The sequence below is a fragment of the Tsuneonella rigui genome, from assembly GCF_003958625.1.
Classification (GTDB): domain Bacteria; phylum Pseudomonadota; class Alphaproteobacteria; order Sphingomonadales; family Sphingomonadaceae; genus Tsuneonella; species Tsuneonella rigui.
Genome location: NZ_RSEL01000016.1, coordinates 1 through 19070, shown reverse-complemented (window position 1 = coordinate 19070; position 19070 = coordinate 1). Strand labels below are relative to the sequence as shown.

The following is a 19070-nucleotide window of genomic DNA, read 5'->3' as shown; positions in this document are numbered from 1 at the left end:
TCAGTAGACGACGACGCTGCGGATGCTCTCGCCCGCGTGCATCAGGTCGAACGCCTTGTTGATCTCGTCGAGCGAGAGGACGTGAGTGATCATCGGGTCGATCGCGATCTGGCCGTCCATGTACATGTCGACGATCTTCGGCACGTCGGTCCGGCCCTTGGCCCCCCCGAACGCGGTCCCGCGCCAGTTGCGCCCCGTGACGAGCTGGAACGGGCGGGTGGCGATTTCCTTGCCCGCTTCGGCCACCCCGATGATGATCGAGGTGCCCCAGCCGCGATGGCAGCACTCGAGAGCCGTGCGCATGACCTCGGTGTTGCCGGTGCAGTCGAAGCTGTAGTCTGCGCCGCCGTCGGTCAGCGCGGCGATCGCTGCGATGGTGTCTTCGCGCCTCATGCCGGCGGTGTTGACGAAGTCGGTCATGCCGAACTGGCGGCCCCATTCCTCGCGCGCCGGGTTGAGGTCGATGCCGACGATCTTTCCTGCGCCCGCGAGCTTCGCGCCCTGGATCACGTTGAGCCCGATCCCGCCGAGCCCGAACACCACCACGTTGTCGCCCGGCTGGACCTTGGCGGTGTTGAGCACCGCGCCGACTCCGGTGGTCACCCCGCAGCCGATGTAGCAGCTAGTCTGGAACGGCGCGTCCTCGCGGATCTTGGCGACCGCGATTTCGGGCAGGACGGTGAAGTTCGAGAAGGTCGAGCAACCCATGTAGTGGTAGATCGTCTCGCCCTTGTAGCTGAAGCGGCTCGTCCCGTCGGGCATCACGCCCTTGCCTTGGGTCGCCCGGATCGCGGTGCACAGGTTGGTCTTGCCGCTGAGGCACGATTTACACTTCCCGCACTCAGGCGTGTAGAGCGGGATCACGTGGTCGCCCGGCTTGACCGAGGTTACGCCCGCGCCGACCTCGCGCACGATCCCCGCGCCCTCGTGGCCGAGCACGCTCGGGAACAGGCCCTCGCTGTCAAGCCCGTCGAGGGTGTAGGCATCGGTGTGGCACACGCCGGTCGCCATGATCTCGACCAGCACCTCACCTGCCTTGGGCCCTTCGAGGTCAAGCTCGACGATCTCCAGCGGCTGCTTGGGGGCAAAGGCGACGGCGGCGCGGGTCTTCATGGCGTATCATCCTGAGTCAATGCAGTGGAGCGATCAGCGTCGACCGGCGAAACGGCATCCATGATCCACTCGATGAATGCCGTCGCCGCCGGGGACAGAGCCGCTCCTTCCTGCGTGAGAAGATAGAACTGATTGCGGGCCGGGACTCGCCTGTCGGAAAGCGGCACCAGTCGGCCGTCCGCGATGTGATCCCCCACCAGCGAGGTGTGGCCCATCATGAAACCGCGCCCCGCCAACGTCGCATCGAGCACCATGTTGTAGAGCGAGAATGTTTGGACTTTGACGGCAGCCGGGCGCCCGGTTCCGGTCCGCTGCAGCCAGTCGTCGAAATCCTTCGACCAATAGCTGTCCAGCATGAGGGGTACGTTGACCGGCAAGCCGTTCGCGTCACGCTCACTTCCCTCAATGACCGCGGGGGACGCCACCGGCACAATATCGTCCTGCAGCAACGGAATGGCCTTGCACCCGGGGAACGGCGGCTTGCCGTAACGAATGGCGATGTCGAACCCTGCCGCACGCAGATCGATGACCACCGGATCGGCCCAGATCTCGATCGTTGCGGTGGCGTTGCGCCGGTGGAACTCGTCGAGGCGCGGACCGAGCCAGAGTTGGGCAAACGCGGGAAGCACCGACATGCGCACCGGAGCCCCAGGATCGGCGCTGATCAGTTCGGCGGTCGCCTGGGTAAGGTGCTCGAGCGAAGGGATAACCCGGCCTGCATAGCGGCGGCCCACATCGGTCAACCGCACCCCTTGCGGATAGCGCTGAAACAGCTCGACGCCCAGGAACGCTTCGAGGGCTTTGATCCGCTGACTCACCGCTCCCGGCGTGACCGACAGTTCGGTGGCCGCCAGCGTGAAGCTCTCACTGGTGGCCGTGGTCGCGAAGACACGCAGCCAGTCGAGGCTCGGCAATTGCCGCGGCATGAACCTGTCTCTCCCCATCCGCATCGTGTTGACGACCGTGCACCTGGCGAAAGATGCGCGGCCTCGACTTTACTGCTCGATAGTCTGCGGCGGGGCAATTGCATGCGCCGCGACATCGGCCGGATTGAACGGGAATTCGGGCAGAACTTTGGAGGTGGAGAATATGCGGGTCTGATCGGCGAAATGCGGCGACGCAGGGTTCATCGATTGCGAATAGGTGAGGATGGCCTTTGCCTGCGGACCATTCTTGTCGAACGTTACGGCCTGCATGTAGCTCGCGCCGTGGTATACCGCGAAGCCCCCCTTGGCTGGCAGGCCGGCAGTGAAGTTCAGCACCCCGACCGAGCTCCCCGCGATCGGGATGTGCACGCCGGCCTTGTCCGCGAATTGCACCTCGCCCAGCGGCGCGTCGAGCGGCACCGCGAGCTTTGCAAGGTCATCGGCAGCGGCGCTGAGATCAGCCATCAGCGCGTCGCCTGCGGCGCCTTCGATCTTCAGATCGGCAGGCGTGCCGAGGGCGTTCGCAGGGTCATAGGGCTTGGCCCAGATGCCCGCCCGCTTTTCGACCTTGGGCCAGAAGGTGGCGAACAGCATCGCGCCCCGGCTGCCGAGCTCGGCCTTCCGGTCCCACGCCGCAAGCACGTCGCAAGCCTTGCGTGGAGCATTGTCGCGCTGGCATGCGCTGATGACGGCGGGCATAACCAGGTCTGCGGTGTAGTTGTTGTTGCCGAGCATCGTTGCTGACGCGGTGTCGAGCGTCAGCGGTCCTTTCGCCAGCGCGGTCTCGATTTCGTGGATGCCGGACCGGGTACGCCAGTAGGGATAGCCCTGAACGTCCTCACCGGCCATCGGGCTCAGCTTGGCGATCGACGCGCGCGGGTTGGTCCAGACATAGCTGTCGTTGCTGTTCTGAATATAGTCGCGCCGGATGATGGTCGACATCTCATCGGCGGGCAGAAGCTTCGACGGCGCGGTGTCGGCGGTCCAGTCGCACTCGGGGCGCGCTTGCAAGATGAACAAGCGCTGGAGCACGCCCGGCATGGGCGGGGCGACGATACCGCAGGCTTCGAAGCGTTTGGCGTCGAAATTGGGCGTCACGCTGATGTCGGCGTACATCGCGTCGCCGTTGCGGTCGGCCGCGATCGTGTTGAAGAACGGCACGTGCCGGTTCTTCGCCAGAGCCGTGCGAAGCTCGCGCACATTGCGGGCGCGGCCCATCGCCACCCACCCATCGGCGTTGCGCACATTGTTCAGGTTCGCATCGGCGACCGCGTAAGCGGTCTGCTGCGACCAAGCGAAAGGCGTCCCGGGAAGCGATACGACGGGTCCGAACCTAGTCCAGTAGATCGTCCGGGTGACGGGCGCACCGTCCTTTACCTCGACCGCGATTTCGCGGCGCTCCATCGGCACACTGGCGCCTTCATAGGTGTAGCTGGTCGGATCGCCCGGCTGCAGCTTCAGCTCGAACAAGGTCATGTGCGCCGCCGTATCGACCGTATGGGTCCAGGCGACGTCGCGATTGAAGCCGACACCGATGAAAGGCTGATTGATAATTCCCGCGCCAGCCACGTCGTAGGAGCCCGGCACCGTCAGGTGCATCTGGTAAAAGCGATAGCGGCCAGCCCACGGAAAGTGCGGGTTGGCCATGACCATGCCGCTCTTGCTCGCGGTGGCATCGCCCCCGAACGCCCACCCGTTGCTGCCGAGTGGGGCGGCAGGAGCATCTTCGAAGGGCAGCGCGACCGGTGTCAGCGCGGCCAGCGGCTTCCCCTCCTGCGGCGGGACGGCGTTGACCATCTTTTGCACCAGCACGCCGGAGCCCGACAGCAGCATGATATCATTGAGCGCGCGCAGCTGATCGTCGAGGGTGATAGGCCGCACCCACGGCTGCCCCGCACATTCAGCTGGTAAGGAAGCGGCATTATCCTTGAGGTAACGGTTGTACCCGGCGATCCACCCGGCAATCAGGCGCTTGTACTCGGGCGACACCTTTTCGAACGCCGCGCGAAGCTGCGCGCTGTCCATCATGGTCGTGTAGAAGACGTCGCTTTCGAGGTTGTTCGTGCGAACGAGACCCACCGTAGTCGGCTGATCGGCACCGAGGTACTTGGAACGTTTGCCGGAGCTGCTCAGGAACGCGTCGGCCATCAGGCAGACGTTGTCCTGCGCCTGAGCGTAGGCGATCCCGTAGCCGAGGCTGCCGAAATCCTTGGCGACGATATGCGGCACGCCGAAGTCGGTGCGAGTGATCGTCGCCTTGTAGTGCTCGGCGGCGCTTGCCTCGGCAGAGCCCGCCGCAAGCGTGGCGACTGCCGCCACAAAGCCGAGTGCCTTCGCGTTCATTGTCATTTCCCGTCCTGTTGCAGTGGCAGCACATTGTCGGACGTGTCGCGCCCTAGGTATTTGATGAAGGGGTCGACACCGACAATGGCCGGCTTCCGTTCGACGATCAGGCTCAGCTCCCGCTCTCCACTGGTAAGCCGTACCTTCTTGACAGAGATCACATCGGCGGGCCGATATTCGGCCGAGGCCGGATCGCGCGCGAAGACGCCGATATCGACCAGCTCCGACAGCGGCGCCTCGCGCTCGATGCCCTTGCCGTCGGCGTACATCTTGCGGCCCGATACCGTCAGGTCGACTTGCCAGCGCCCGCCGGTCAGCCGACGCGACGAGGCGCTGGTGACCTTGAAGTCATAGAGCGTGATGCGCTGGAAGAGGTCGGTAATGAGCTGCTGGTCTTCTGGCCGCGCCTCGGCGCGGAGCGCGGCGACAAGGTCCTGCGACGTCGCATAGGGGGGCCCTTTCAGGCCAAACTTGCTGAGCAGCGAGCGAAGCGCGCGGTTCACTGCCGCTTCGCCGAGGCGGTCCTTGAGCAGGTACATGACCGCTCCGCCCTTGGCGTAGGCGACGTAGGCCTGGCCTTCGACCCGCTCCAGCGTAGGTTCGGCGACGTTCTCGGACCCGCGCGCCTTCAAATAATCCTCGTTTGCCTGCTTGAGGAAGCGGTGGATCATCGCCGGGCCGTAGCGCTTCTCCATCACCATCAGCGTGGAGTATTGTGCGAGGGTCTCGGACAGGACAGAGCTGCCTTCCACATCGGCACCCAGCACCTGATGGAACCACCACTGGTGTGCGAGCTCGTGCGCGGTCACGTACGAATTGAAGTCGACCCCATTCTTGTCGTCGATATGGATGATGAAGCCCGCGGCCTCCGAGAACGGGACGGTGCCGGGGAAGGCCTGCGCATAATTGCCGTACGCGGGGAACTCGACGACGCGGAACTGATCGAACTGATAAGGCCCGAAGTTCTTGGTGTAGTAGGCCAGCGCGTCCTTGCTCGCCTGCGCCATGCGCTTGACGTTGTAAGCGTGCGCGGGGTGATAGTAGATTTCGACCTGCTTGTCGTTCCACCGGTCCCTGAGCACAGCATACTTGGCCGCCTGGATCGAGAAGAAATCGAGGATCGGCGCGGGGTTGGCGAAATGCACCGTCTGTCGCTTGTCCGCCACCGTGCGCGACACAGGTGTACCCGGAGCGAGCAGAACCTGATCGGCCGGACCCGACACGGTGATATCCGCGTCCACATAATCCGCGTCGTGCCGCAGGTAATTGAAGCGCCGCGCTCGTGGGTCGGCGGGGTTCGGGCGGGCCAGCTCGGGTGCAAGGCCGTACTTGCGGCGAGTGGCGCGGTCGGTCAGCAGGACCCAGCGGCTGACGCCGAGTTGGGGCGTCAGCGCGTAATTCTCGATGAAAGTGCCGTTGGCGACGATCCGCTCGTCGTTGCCGGAATTGCGGAAACCCTTCTGCTCGCGGACCGTGTCGAAAGTGACTGTGCGGCGCTCGCCCGGCTGCATCGGCTTACGGAACGCAAACACGCGGAAATTGAACCGCGGATAGTCCTTGACCGGCCGCGCACCTTCGACTGCCAACTGGCGCATCGTCAGTGCGGGCGAAACCTCGACGCCGAGCCAGGTCTTGCGCGAACGCGCCGCCGGCCAGGAAACGTACATGCGGTCGAGCGGCACCCCGGTCTTGTTCTCGATGACGTAGCTGCCGCGCGTTTCGGCACGGGTCTGCGCGGGATAGAGTGCGACGTTCATGCGCACGGCGGTGATCGTCGGCTGCGGATCGTCGTCGTAAGCGAGCAAGGTCCGCTCGTAGTCGGCCGCCCAGCGCTGGCTGGCGACGAAGGTCGGGAAGTCGTTGAGGACGTAGTTGTTGTAGAAGATGTAGCCGCCGAGGCCCGCCATCACTGCGACGGCCAAGCCGAGGGCCGCGCCGGGCAGCCCGCGCAAGCGGTGCGGCAGGCGGCGGAGCCTCGACTTGAGCGGCGATGACGCGCCGCGCCGCCACAGCACGTAGGTAAGCACCAGGAGCGCAATCGCTCCCGCCGCCCAGTACGCTTGGTACCAGGCCGCGTACCCCGCGAACCGGCCCACCCCGTTCATGTCCGACAGCGGCACCGGCGTGGTCGAGCCGTAGAGGTAAAGGTGGCTCTCGAAGCCCAGCGAAGGCAGGTTGAGGAGGCCGATATAGACCAGCAGGATGATCAGCAGGCCAACGAACTTGTGCGGCGCGATCGTCTGCACGAACAGCGCCAGCGCCGCGTACATCAGCATCGTCGCGTACCACGGCGCAAGATACCAGGTGAGGTACTTGCCAAGCTCGAGCGTGTGATAACCCTTGAGCAGCTGCACCGACACCGCTGCGGCAATGCTCATCACCCCCATCGCCAGCAGGACGAGCGCGATGGCGAGGAACTTCGGTGCGAGGAAAGCCCAATCGGGCGACGGCGTCGAATCGATGATCTCGTTGATCCGCGCCTCTCGGTCGCGCCACACCAGCTCGCCGGCATAGAATGCCGCAACGAATAGCGGGATGGTGACGAATTCGTCGCGCATCGTCTGAATCATCACCCGGGTGACCGGGTAGATGCGCGAGACGGGATCCTCGCCCGCCAGCCACAGCCCGATCACGGTGTTCACGAAGGCGAATCCCAAGATCACCAAGAAAACGGGGCTGCGCAAGACAGCGCCGAGATCGTGCCGCACCAAAGCAGCGAGCGGAGCCCACGAAAGGGAAGGCGATCGCGGAGGTTGAACCTCTTGTGCGATCTGCAAACGCGGCGATGTGGCAGTCTCACGCACGCCCGCCCGAGCCTTGCCCGGCGAGCGCGCGAGTCCGCGGCGAGTGAAGATCGCCCAGGCTGCGGCCAGAAACGCAAGGGACACCGCGCCCCAGATCAGCCTGTTCTCCAGCAACAGGCCCCCCGCCGGAGGCAGCAGCGAATTGCGATCGAACGCCGTCCAATGTTTCGTGACGAAGGATAGCGGCGCAAGACCGAACGGGTCGAACAGACTTGCCGAGGCGCCGAACTCGGGCCGGCTCAGGTACACCCGCGTGAACAGGTAGAGCGCGAGGACCACGAGAGCGCCCACATACGTCGCGACCAGCGACCGGCTGACCGTCGACAGCGTGAAGAACGTGGTGCTGAGGATAAACAGCGTCGGCAACGAGAGCAGTGCGTAGGCGTACGCATAATCGCCGAGGCGGATAGGTCCGACGGTGTCCGGATCGACCCCCGGCAGCATGACGGCCAGGAGCTGGCCCAGCGGCACGCTGACAAAGGCTAGGCAGACCGTCGCAAATCCGCCGAGGAAGCGGCCCAGAAGGTAGCTCGACTTGGCCAACGGCGTCGCATGGATGATCGAGCCAAAGCCCGTCTCCTCGTCGCGCAGGACCACCGTCGCGACAAAGGCCGTGGCAATGAAGATCGCGAAGACCGCCCACGACATGCTGGTGATTGCGATCGCGTAAGGCGAGTTGCGAAACACCTGCCCGCCCCAGCCCAGCCGTATCTCGTCGGCCGCAACGGTCGCGAAGGCGAGCAGCAGGAAGACAATGCTGGTGCCCCAAAATACGGGCGAGCGGAGCTGATAACTGACTTCGAAGGCAGCGACGCGGAAGATCACGCGAAGCGCTTTCAAGCCGCTCTGCGCAACGGCAGAAGCGTCGAAAAGTACACGTCCTCGAGATCGCCTTCGGCCGGCTCAAAGCCGTGGCCCGGATCACTGTCCGCCAGCGCGTGAATAACGGTGCGACCGCCCGTCAGGCGGGTGGCGATAACCGAGAAATCACGCCGGTGCTCTTCGAGCTCGTGCTTGTCGATGACCTTTCGCCAGACGCGGCCCTGTATTTCCCGGACAAGATCGTCCGGCTTACCGGTGCGGATGATCTGGCCGCTCGCGATGATTGCGGTGTTCTCGCACAGATCGGCGATATCTTGCACGATGTGGGTCGAGAAGATGACGACCACGTTCTCGGAAATCTCGGCCAGCAGATTGAGGAAGCGGTTGCTTTCTTCCGGGTCGAGGCCTGCAGTAGGCTCATCGACGATGACCAGTCGTGGTTGACCGATCAAGGCCTGGGCGATGCCGAAGCGCTGGCGCATGCCGCCCGAAAAGCCTGCGATTGCCTTGTTGCGGACGTTCCACAGGTTGACCTGATTGAGCAACGCCTCGACCGCAGCTTTCCGCTCCCCTCGGCCGGAATAACCCTTCAGCACAGCGATGTGATCCAGCATGCTGTAGGCCGACACACGCGGATAGACCCCGAAATCCTGCGGTAGATAACCAAGCGTGCGGCGTAACGCGGCCGGGTCCGCCAAGACGTCGATGTCGCCAAAGCGGATCGACCCCGATGTGGGCGTCTGAAGCGTCGCGATGGTCCGCATCAACGTCGACTTGCCGGCGCCATTCGGGCCGAGCAGGCCGAACATCCCGGGCGGGATGCTCAGGTTGATCCCGTTGAGCGCGCGGGTCCCGTTCGGATAGACGTGGGTGATGTCGGCAAGTTCAAGCATGACGGTTCCGCGGCCTAGTCCCTGATGAAATGCAGGGACCGAAAACGGGCGCGGAATGCCGTCGTCCGGGACGCCACGGCAGCCGGATCACCCGTGAGCGCTTCGGTGACAAGATCCGCGAGCTCCGACATATCGAGCGCACTCATACCCCATCGTACGATCTCAGGTGTTCCCATCCTCAAGCCATTGAGGTCACCTTCGACCGGATCGATTGGCAGCCCAATCCCAGACGTGAGTATATTCGCCGCCCGGAGACGCTTCGCCGCGGTCTGGCCGCCACCAAACTGCTCGGCACGCAGCGCGAACTGGTGCGACGCGGTGATGCCCCTGGAGGTGCGGAACATCGGAAGGCCACGGGCCTCGAGTTCACCGGCCAGCGCCGCCGCGGAAGCGACCATCGCTTCGGCGTACGCGCGCCCGTATTCCTTCCAGTCGAGCAGCGACAGAGCCAGCGATGCGCTCTTGGCGACATCGAAATTCGCGGTCAGGCCCGGATAGGCGATGCGGTCGATCCGCTCGGCTAGCGCGGGATCGTTGGTCATCAGCAAGCCCGAGGGCGGGCCGCCGAGGCTCTTGTATGTGCTGCACCCCATCAAGTGCGCACCTTCCTTGAGCGGCTGTTGCCAAGCATGCCCGGCGATGACCCCGCACAAGTGCGCCGCATCGAAAAGAACATACGCGCCGACCTCATCCGCGATGGCGCGGATTTCACGCACCGGGTGGTGCCACAGGTTCAAGCTGCCGCCGATGGTGATAAGCTTGGGCCGTACTTCCCGGGCAAGCGCGGCAAGCTTGTCGAGGTCAAACGTGAAGTTGTCGGGATCGACCGGCGCCGGGTGGATGGCCAGGCCATACAGCCCTGCCGCGCCGGCCTGGTGGTGGGTTACGTGGCCGCCGATAGTGTCGGGCGGAGCGATGATCGCGTCGCCCGGCTGGCAGGTCGCCATAAAAGCATAAAGGTTCGCCATCGCGCCCGAGGCAAGGCGGAACTCGACGAAGTGGGCGCCGAACACTTCGGCCGCGAGCGAAGCTGTGAGCGCCTCGATCTGCTCGATCGCCTCGAGGCCCATCTCATACTTTTCGCCGGGGTGGCCGAGCGACGGGCGTGAGCCAAGGCCGCTGGCGAGGAGTGCCTCGGCCCGGGGGTTCATCACATTGGTCGCGGGATTGAGGTTGACGCACTCGACCTCATGAATGCGGCGATTTTCCTCGACCAGTTCGTACAGCCGAGCGTCGATCGCGGCGCTCGATGCCGGCGCAGCCCATTCGACCACATCGGACACAATCGCCTCTGACGTGTCAGACGCCCACTCCCGCCGGGCGAGAACCGCTGCCTCGCTCAAAGTGCCGGCTCCAGCAAACAGTCGTCAGCCAGCGGGCGCACCGGCGTCAGGTCGCGGTGGTGATGGTGATCCTGGCGCTGCTCCTTGGCGTAAGCGTTGGCGACAGGGTTGAGGATCAACGAGAAGATCGCCCGGTTCCACGGCGACATGTTCGGCGGGGAGCCGTGCACGAGGCAATCGCCGAAAATGAGGGCGGTACCCGCCTTGCCGGTCGCGGCGACCAGCTCGCAGCTTTCGGAGATTTCGCGCACCTTGTCCTGCTCGACCACCCACAGGGCGTAGCTAGTGGTTTCGGTGTCATGCAGCGTGGCGACGCTGCCGAATTCCTGAGATCCCTTGAAGAAGTAGAGGGGCCCATTGAAGTCGGTCACATCGTCGAGGAAGATGTGCAAATTGAGGGCCAGCGGTTCTGGCACGCCGTCGTCATGATGGTGGGTCGAGAAGTCCTGATGCCATTGCCACTGCTCCCCCTCGAAAGCGGCTTTGACGTTGATCTTGACCTGCTGGACGTAGAGGTTCTCACCGGCGATCTGCTGGGCGGGCTCCACCAGGCGCGGATGCCGCACCAGCTTGGCGAACGTTTCGTCGCGCAGATGAAGTCCCATCGCAGTCCGCACGACGCCACTCTTCTTTTCGCGCACGTTGGCCGGATGGTCCTCCGCGAAGGCCTTCTCCATTGCGCGGCGAATCTCCGTCACTTCTTCAGCAGAAAAAAGATCGGGAATGACTAGGAAGCCATTGCGGTCAAATTCCGCCAATTGCTCTTGCGACAGCTTCATTACAAAACTCCGTCGTATTCAGCCGGAAACACGTCACTCGGCTGGTTATCACGCCTATTTCTAACGTTTGTAATGAGAGCAGGATCGCCAGCTCGCAAACGAGTAATCTTGGGGGTTTGCGTTAGCCAATCTGGCTCTGCCGGCTTTGAGAGGGATCATGGCTTCGCGACCAGTGCAGCCGCGCCCGCCGCAGCGATCTGAGCGTCGATCTCCGGCGCGGCGCCGCTAACGCCAATGCCGCCCACAACGGCCGAGCCGTCGCTGACAGGCACACCGCCCGCGATGAGAGCGATCCCACCGGACAGCGGGAGGATCCCCCCAAGAGTGGCGATCTCGGGCCCGTCCTTTTTGTAGAGGGCGTTAAGATCGGCGGTGGGCGTCTCGAGATTGGCCGCCGTCCGCGCCTTGGCCAACGCAACGTCGACCGAGAGATGTCCGGCTCCGTCCATCCGCTCGGCGAGGATAGTTGTTCCGCGATCATCGACAATGACTATCGATACGGCGACATTACTTCGAACCGCCGCAGCCTCGGCCGCCGCCAACATTTGCCGCGCAAGCGGAAGCGAAATCGTTCGGCGAACGAGGAATCGGGCATCATCTTTGGCATTGGCGGCAGGCTCGGCGACGGCCGAGGTCAGCACCAGAGCGGCGAGCACAAGACGCACTCCGCAACTACCAGCACGCACACGCATTCTCGCTCTCCCTAAGCCGCACGCCTATTGAGGTTTCACACGCGAAAGCTCGTCGCGGGTCGCTCCTTGCTTCGGACCTTTTCGCTCCTCGCGTGCGAGATCGCGAGCCAAACTGCCAACGTATGCACGAACGTCCTCAGACTCCTGCGGGGTCAGCATCTTGGAGAAGCTCACCATTCCGTTGGGCGCGAGCACCCCCTCGAGGACTATCGACTTCCACATTGCGACATCGTTCAGTGCCGCTGAGCGGCGCAAATCGGGCACCGACCAGCCCTCGTGACAGCGCGAGCACTTGTCGGAGTACAGCTTCTCCCCGCGCGCCACGGCACCGGTGGGGAATACGTCGCCAGGCGGGTTGGCAGGCTGCATCGCTAGATTGGGCGCGGGCAGCGTCGCTTTGCCACCCAACTTGAATACCAGCAGGCGGCCGAATTGCGGGGTGAAACGGGGGCGATTGAGTTCTGGCATGCCGACGCCGCCGCCGCCCTTGCCGACTAACACCGCCACGTACTGCACCCCGTCGAGTTCGTACGTCGCGGGCGCAGCCATGATCGATGACTGCTGCTTGAAGCTCCATACCCGCTGACCGCTCCGCGCGTCGAAGGCGCTGAATTCACCGTGCCCGTCGCCGGAGAACACCAGTGCGCCCGCGGTCGCGAGAGTGCCGCCATTGACCATCTCGGGCTGCTTGACCCGCCACACCTCACGCTGCCCCACCGGGTCCCACGCGATCAGCGCACCAGTGCCGTTAGGCTGCATCGGATCGAGGCCGACCTTGGAATAGATATTGGGCTCGGCGCCGCGGATGAACTTGTAACCGGGGTCGTGCTCGAAGCTCAGGCTCCAGTTGACAGTGGGGATGTAGACCAGTCCGGTCTGCGGGCTGAACGACATCGGTTGCCAGTTGTGACCGCCGATGGTGGCCGGCTCGATAATCTTGAGGCCATCGTCGTAATATGCGTTGGCGCTCATCACCGGGCGGCCGGTCGCCATGTCGATGTGATCGACCCACGTCTGTTTAACGTAGGATTTCGCCGACAGCAGCTTGCCGGTCTGGCGGTCGAGAATATAGAAGAACCCGTTTTTCGGCGCCTGCATCAGCACCTTGCGCGACTTGCCTCCGATCGGCAGCTCGGCGAGCATCATCGGCTGGGTTGCGGTGTAGTCCCAACTGTCGCCCGGCGACGTCTGGTAGTGCCATTTGTAGCGGCCCGTCTTCGCGTCGAGCGCGACGATTGACGACAGGAACAGGTTGTCGCCCTTGCCGTCAGACCGAATCTTGCGGTCCCACGGCGAACCGTTGCCGACGCCGATATACACCTGGTCGAATTCGGGATCGTAGACGATCGAATCCCAGGCGGTGCCGCCGCCGCCCATGTCGTACCATTTGCCGGCCCAGGTCTTGACCGCTTGGCGCATGATCGGATCGGATGCGGCGTGGTCGGGGCCCTTCGCGGGATCGCCCGGGACCGTGTAGAAGCGCCAGCGCTGCTTGCCGGTGTCGGTATCGTAGGCGGTGACGTAACCGCGCACCCCGAACTCGGCGCCGCCGTTGCCGATAATCACCTTGTCGTCGAACACCCGCGGCGCGCCGGTGATCGTATAGGGCTTCGACTTGTCGACGGTCAGCACCGACCATACGGGCTTTCCTGTCTGCGCATCGAGCGCAATCAGCCGCCCGTCGATCGCGCCGACATACACCCGGCCCTTCCACACGGCGACGCCGCGGTTGACGACATCGCAGCAGGCTTTGAACCCATCCTCGCCCGAGACTTTGGGATCGTACTGCCACAACTGCTTCCCGGTGCGCGCGTCGATCGCATAAACCTTCGACCAGGCGGTCGAGGTATAGATCACGCCGTCGACGACGACAGGTGTGGCCTCTTGCCCGCGATTGGTATCGAATTCGAACGACCAGGCGAGACCGAGCTGACCGACCGTTTGCGTGTTGATCTGCTTGAGAGTGCTATAGCGCTGCTCGTCGAACCCGCCGCTGGCGGTCAGCCAGTTCTGCGGTTCGCTCGCCGCGGCAAGCAAGCGGGCTTGATCGATCGCGCCAGGCCCGTCCCGCTCGTCCCCGCAGCCGGCGAGAAAGAGCGCCAGCGCGGTTGTGAGGACGCGCACGAAACCGAGTGACCGCATTCTACGAGTGCTCCGATCAGAAGCGGTACGAGGCGGTCGCGCCGACCGTCCGCGGGCGGTAGGTCGTCTCAAGGATACGGTCGGAGCCGATGGTCCACTGCAGCTTGGTCAGAGGATCGACCGAGTTGAAGATGTTGTTGACGAACACCGACACATCGACCGGTCCGCTCCGAACGCCGACGCGGGCGGACGCATAGTGCTGGTCCTCGGGGTTGGAGGTAACCGGGTTGTACTCGACGTTGCCGGGAGCGACGTTATAGCCAGCCCGATAGTCGTACTGGATGTGGCCATATCCATCGAGGCCGCCACTGATGGGCGCGCGGTAGTCTGCCGCCAGCGAGATGATCCACGGTGCCGCGAACCGGTCGCCCTTACGCACGATCGTCCCCGGCACGCCGCCCGGCTCCGTGTTGATCGTCTCGCGGAACTTGGTGTCCATGTAGCCGATGCCGGCATCGAAGCTCAGGCCGGGCGCGGGGCTTACCGTGATCTGTGCGTCGAAACCGCGGCTCCGCGCCGACCCCAGGTTGTCGATGAACACGTGGCTGCAGGTCGGCAGGGTGCGTGGCTGCTGGATATCGGTCCACTCGATGTCGAACAGGCTCGCCGCGACTGACAAGGCGCGTCCGGCCCGGCCCTTGGCGCCGACCTCGTAGCTCCACACGCTGTCGGAGCGGTACTGCGAAGGAATCTGGCTGATGCCGAGCGCCGCAAGGTCCGGAGCGCAGGTCACCGCGTTGGCAAGGTTGTTGCCGCCGCCCTGACGGAACCCCTTGGCCGCACTGGCATAGAGAAGCCATGCGTCCGACGGCTTGTATTCGAGCGCGAACTTCGGAGTTACCGGTGTTTCGGCCGACTTGCCCTCGGTGAAGAACGTACCGCCATTGAACGGTCCACTGCGCAGCTGGGTGAAATCGAACTTCATTCGGGATACGCGCACGCCGGCGCTCGCCGTCAGCTTGTCCGTGAGCTTGTAGTCGAGCTCACCGAACGCGGCATATTGCCGATCGCGGGTGAAGTTGTCGTCCGCCGAGACGACGTTGTCGGCACCGGGCACACCGAAGATCGGTGCACCGAAGATCGCCGTGGTCCACGCCCCGAACTGGGGAAACAGGTTGCGCCCGATCGAGGTCTGCCGCGCGTTCTGATAGAACAGGCCGAGTACGTAGTTGAGACGAGCGGCATCGTCGTTCGACTGCAGTCGCAGTTCTTGCGAGAACGAATGCTGCGTCCAGCTCCGCCCAATCGTCGAGCGCTCGAGGCCGCCGAACGGGGTATCGAAATAGACCGGCGGGAGCCCGAACAGCGCCGCCACCGAGCCCAGCACTTCCTGATACGCATTGGTCGCGTCTTCATCGAGACGCGTCTTGCGGTCGATGAACGCGGTATTGCTGATCAAGCTCGCGCCGCCGAAATCGAGTTGCGACTTCAAGGTGTAGAGCGCGGACTCGTCCGAACCGGTGCCCGCAATCCCTTCCCCGTTTACGAAGCGGGGCAACTGCGGACGAGCTACGACCGGATTGTCCTCGACGAACTGCCAGAACAGATCCGTGTCGTCGTGAGTGATCTTTTGATAGAAAACAGACGGGGTCAGCGTGAGGTCGTCGAAGGGCGCGAACGTCAGCGCGCCGTTCAGCACGGTCGTCTCTTTCGAGTTGCTGTTCTTTTTGGCAGTGCCGCGGTTCGCCACGTACTGAATGCGGTCGACGTAGCCCCCGTCACGGCGATGATAACCGCTGACCCGGAAGCCCAGCTTGTCCTGGATGATCGGCCCGCCGACGGCCACGCCGCCCTCATAGCTCGGATCGCCGCCCTCGGTGAACGCGAGCTCGGCACGGGCGGAGCCGGAATACTCGGTGAGGCTCGGCTTAGGCAGGATGTAACGGACCGCGCCGCCCATCGCGCCTGCGCCGAACAGGGTCCCTTGCGGCCCGCGCAGAACCTCGACGCGGTCAAGGTCGAAAATCGCAGGGTAGAAATTGGCGGCCAGCACCAGCGAGCGCACCTGCACGGGCGTGTCGTCGATATACACGCCGGTCATGGTCGCGCCCACCGTCGAGAACAGCCCGCGGATGGCGATGTACTGCGCACCGCCGAGCCCTTGCTCGATCGTCACGCCTGGAGTGATGCGCGCGATATCCTCGATCCCCCGCGCGCCCTTCAAATCGAGCTCGTCCTGGCCGTACGCCTCGAGACTGATCGGCACGTCGAGGATGGATTCCTCGCGTCGCGTCGCGGTGACAATGATTTCAGCGGGCAAACCGCTGTCGGTTGCCGCCGTTTCGGTCGTTGACGAAGACGATGCCGATTGTGCCGCAACTGCAGCCGGACAAACAAAGGCGAGCGCCGAAATCCCGCTCAGCAAATATTTTGCAGCCATCGCCGCTCTCCCTCCCAACGACATTATTCGCTCCAGCCGTCATCGCGGCCCAGGGCTTTTCAGTCGTCCCGAGGATGAACCATCACCCTATCGTCGCAACGGAGAAATGCTGAGGCAGAGGGGCAGATTATCTGAACCGACACACTGTGAAACCCACGCGCGTGCCATCGGCGCGCGCAACGCGCTCTACCTCTGCGTCCGGTTTGATTAGTTCGCTGGCACGACCGGAAGCCAGACACGACTTCCATCTGGACCGCGTTCCAGCGAAATCGTTGCCTTGCGATAGTCCGACGGTCGCGCATTGAAGATGTTGTCGACAAAAGTCTGCGGGTTTCGATCGTAAAGCGGGAACAGCGAGGACTGTACTTGCACCATGATCCGATGCCCGGGCTTGAAGACGTGGTTCACCGTCGGCAGGCGGAACTTGTAGGTTTGCCGCTTCCCCGCCGGGATTGCAGAGGGCTCGGAGAAACTATCGCGGTACCGCCCTCGGAAAATGTCGAGACTGATCGGCAGTTGATATCCGCCAAGCTCCGGCTTGGTAACATTCTCTGATGGAAACACGTCGATGACCTTGACCACGAAATCTCCGTCGGTGCCGGTGGTCCGCGCGACAATCTCGGCGATGGGGGCACCGGAGACGCGGACGGGCTCAGACAGAACCTCTGTCGTGTAGGTCATGACGTCGGGCCGGCCGTCGACGTGCCGCTGATCGCTGACCAGCCAAGTGGACCAGGCTGGGGTGAACACCGTGTTCTGCATGCTGAACGGGCGAGGAAGAAATGGGGTAGTGGGTCCATTTGAAAACTAGGCGCCCTTCTTCTTGTAAGGGCCGCGCGGTCCCGGCTTGCTGTCGGCAGCTTCGACCAGCGCAACGATATCCGAGATATCCCAGAGGCGGTCGGTGACGCCAGCGGCCATCGCCGGGGTCACGCGGAGACTCTGATGGATGCGGACGAAGTTGTAATACATGAAGTGAAGCGCGACGGCGTAGGCGTGGTTCTCGATCTTCTTGGAGAAGCCGTTGGTCAAGCGGGTAAAGCGGCGCATGTGCATCCGCATCGTCAGGTTCTGGCGCTCGACATGGCTGGTCGAGACTGCATCCAGGTCCGGGTTTCCCTCCACCCGGCGCTTGCGCGTCGAGACGATGTGCGCGGGGCTGTAGCGGCGCTGGCCTTCCGGAGCTTCCCCGTACAGCTTAACGAGCTGCGCGTAATCAACATCGGCGCCAAACGCTTCTTCGACAGCCTCAAGATAGGCTCGGTGGCCGTCTGTGGTGATCTGGACCCGGTTTGCTAGGCGGCCTGCAAGGTCGTCCATAAATTCGAGAGCGTACTCAGCGTCGCGACCGCCAACGAGGTAGGACACGATCATCTTGCTGTCGCTGTCGAGCGCGGTCCAAGTCCAGGTGTCGCCAGCGTGTTCGGGTGCTGCCTTGGCGGAAGCGACATTCTTTTGCTTCGCGTAGGTGAAGGTCCAGATCTCGTCGCACTGGATGCGCTTTGCGGCAACATCGCGAACATTCTCGTCATGATAGGACATGCAGGCTTTTCCGGCATCAACCAGCAGCCGCGCAACGGTATTCTTGCCTACGCCCAACACGCGCGTGATGGACCGGATGCTGTTGCCCTCGCAAAGCATGTGGATAACTTGAGCGCGATCTTTGGGAGAGAGCCTGTTCATGTATCCCTGATAGACCTGTATCCTTTAGCGGTCAAGCATAAAAGTCCGTTTGAATGTGGACGCGCATTGACATTTGGCCGCTAAGCTTTATCAGGGGCTCAGCGGCTAGAAGCTTGTCAGAAGCGAGAGCGGACGACGGGATTCGAACCCGCAACGCCAGATTGGGAAAAACGGTGTTTTGCCATTAAACTACGCCCGCGTAGGTAGATGGTTTTGCGGCCCCGGAGAGTTTGCCCTCTCCGGGGTCGCGTCACTTCATAAGCGGTAGCTCCTTCTCTGTTTCCACGGTTGCGCGCTGCTGGTCGCCTCTCAATGCAAACCAGCGGTGCCCCTCGCGCCGGACAAGACCATCATTCGCGAGGCGATAGAGGGTCATGCCGGGCGTCTTGTAGTGAACTTCTCGACCGAGGCGGCGCTCGATTGCCTTCTTGAGTTCGGCGGCCTTCATCCCTGGCTTCTCCTGAAGCTCGTCGAGGATGATCTCGCGCGCAGTGACCGCGCCGCCTTCCTGTGGCTCCTCGGGGTCGTCAGGCGTTGCCGCGCCGTCATCATCGAGAGGAATGCCCAGAGCACGAGCTGCGTTCAGCAGGTCGCGCGCACGCTGGATGGCGGCGGCCTTGCCCGCCGCGGCCTCTTGCTCTTGCTTGGTGAACTCTGCGACCTGGTTCAGTTCCGCAACGAACTTGTCCTGCAACTCGGCACGCGCGGCATCACGCCAGTTGGCGCTTTGCGTGATCGTGATGGACATACGGCTGCGCTCCCTGAGAATCGGCTGTCCGATCCTCTAGGAGTGTTGGATACCCAACACAAGGGCATCTTGTTACTTTTCTTCGACTCCCTGCCATCGCGCCTTGGCGGCCTTCGCGGCAATCTCCGATTTCCTTTCTGACGATAGGCTTTCCGCGCGGGCGCGGCCCCCGTGGATGCCGCCCTTTCGCCCCAGAGCTACGGCTGCCGGGTCTTTCCCCGTATCCGGGTTTTCGTCAGCTTTATCCCCAACGGCGATATCGGCAATCAACCGGGCCAGCTCGTTGGGATCGCGAGGGCGTTTCGGGTTTGTCATGGTCAGACTATGCCATGCGGCGCGTCCGGGTGCTAGGTCGTGCGGCGTCCGACTGCGCGGAGACGAATTTCAAATGGACCCACTACC

At 63.4% G+C, this 19070-nt stretch carries 14 protein-coding genes and 1 pseudogene; 1 reads left to right on the top strand and 14 read right to left on the bottom strand.

Going from position 1 to position 19070, the window contains the following annotated elements:
• From ELY12_RS07770 to ELY12_RS07725, 10 genes are all read right to left on the bottom strand, one after another.
• Entirely contained in the window at positions 1 to 1113 is a 1113-nt protein-coding gene (locus ELY12_RS07770; protein ID WP_126176144.1) for an S-(hydroxymethyl)glutathione dehydrogenase/class III alcohol dehydrogenase, read from the bottom strand.
• A complete protein-coding gene (locus ELY12_RS07765) occupies positions 1110 to 2039 on the bottom strand; it encodes a LysR substrate-binding domain-containing protein (protein ID WP_164549450.1) in 930 nt (309 codons plus the stop codon). The genes ELY12_RS07770 and ELY12_RS07765 overlap by 4 nt, the downstream gene beginning before the upstream one ends.
• Before the next feature lie 69 nt (positions 2040 to 2108).
• A complete protein-coding gene (locus ELY12_RS07760; protein WP_164549449.1) occupies positions 2109 to 4382 on the bottom strand; it encodes a penicillin acylase family protein in 2274 nt (757 codons plus the stop codon).
• Positions 4383 to 4384: 2 nt separating this feature from the next.
• Positions 4385 to 8011 carry a M1 family aminopeptidase gene (locus ELY12_RS07755; protein WP_126176141.1) on the bottom strand — a complete coding sequence of 1209 codons (3627 nt, stop codon included), beginning with the start codon at positions 8009 to 8011 and terminating at the stop codon, positions 4385 to 4387.
• 11 nt (positions 8012 to 8022) lie between these two features.
• Positions 8023 to 8901, bottom strand: coding sequence for an ABC transporter ATP-binding protein (locus tag ELY12_RS07750; protein WP_126176140.1), 879 nt, complete (start codon positions 8899 to 8901; stop codon positions 8023 to 8025).
• A gap of 14 nt (positions 8902 to 8915) precedes the next feature.
• Positions 8916 to 10244 carry a serine hydroxymethyltransferase gene (locus tag ELY12_RS07745; protein WP_164549448.1) on the bottom strand — a complete coding sequence of 443 codons (1329 nt, stop codon included), beginning with the start codon at positions 10242 to 10244 and terminating at the stop codon, positions 8916 to 8918.
• Positions 10241 to 11023, bottom strand: coding sequence for a phytanoyl-CoA dioxygenase family protein (locus ELY12_RS07740; RefSeq protein ID WP_126176139.1), 783 nt, complete (start codon positions 11021 to 11023; stop codon positions 10241 to 10243). Before ELY12_RS07740 ends, ELY12_RS07745 begins: the two co-directional genes overlap by 4 nt.
• A gap of 155 nt (positions 11024 to 11178) precedes the next feature.
• Positions 11179 to 11679, bottom strand: a complete 501-nt coding sequence (locus tag ELY12_RS07735) for a GlcG/HbpS family heme-binding protein (protein ID WP_164549447.1) — start codon at positions 11677 to 11679, stop codon at positions 11179 to 11181.
• A gap of 60 nt (positions 11680 to 11739) precedes the next feature.
• On the bottom strand, positions 11740 to 13857 hold the full coding sequence (locus ELY12_RS07730; RefSeq protein ID WP_126176137.1) for a PQQ-dependent dehydrogenase, methanol/ethanol family: 2118 nt from the start codon (positions 13855 to 13857) through the stop codon (positions 11740 to 11742).
• 16 nt (positions 13858 to 13873) lie between these two features.
• A complete protein-coding gene (locus ELY12_RS07725; RefSeq protein WP_206435798.1) occupies positions 13874 to 16117 on the bottom strand; it encodes a TonB-dependent receptor in 2244 nt (747 codons plus the stop codon).
• Here ELY12_RS07725 and ELY12_RS14290 point away from each other — a divergent pair.
• Positions 16101 to 16448, top strand: coding sequence for a hypothetical protein (locus ELY12_RS14290; RefSeq protein WP_206435797.1), 348 nt, complete (start codon positions 16101 to 16103; stop codon positions 16446 to 16448). The two genes, ELY12_RS07725 and ELY12_RS14290, sit on opposite strands and share 17 nt — an antisense overlap.
• Here ELY12_RS14290 and ELY12_RS07720 read toward each other — a convergent pair.
• The 4 genes and pseudogenes from ELY12_RS07720 to ELY12_RS07700 all read right to left on the bottom strand — a co-directional run.
• Positions 16445 to 17023, bottom strand: a pseudogene (locus ELY12_RS07720) (CocE/NonD family hydrolase); the annotation flags it as partial. The gene ELY12_RS14290 and the pseudogene ELY12_RS07720 overlap by 4 nt on opposite strands.
• 21 nt (positions 17024 to 17044) lie before the next feature.
• The gene (locus ELY12_RS07715; RefSeq protein WP_126176134.1) at positions 17045 to 17920 is read right to left on the bottom strand and encodes a helix-turn-helix domain-containing protein; all 876 of its coding nucleotides are present in this window, start codon (positions 17918 to 17920) and stop codon (positions 17045 to 17047) included.
• A 250-nt stretch (positions 17921 to 18170) separates the two neighbouring features.
• Complete coding sequence (locus tag ELY12_RS07705) at positions 18171 to 18668, bottom strand: hypothetical protein (RefSeq protein ID WP_126176133.1); 498 nt, start codon at positions 18666 to 18668, stop codon at positions 18171 to 18173.
• A 72-nt stretch (positions 18669 to 18740) separates the two neighbouring features.
• Positions 18741 to 18983 carry a histone H1 gene (locus ELY12_RS07700; RefSeq protein WP_126176132.1) on the bottom strand — a complete coding sequence of 81 codons (243 nt, stop codon included), beginning with the start codon at positions 18981 to 18983 and terminating at the stop codon, positions 18741 to 18743.
• Positions 18984 to 19070 lie beyond the last annotated feature (87 nt).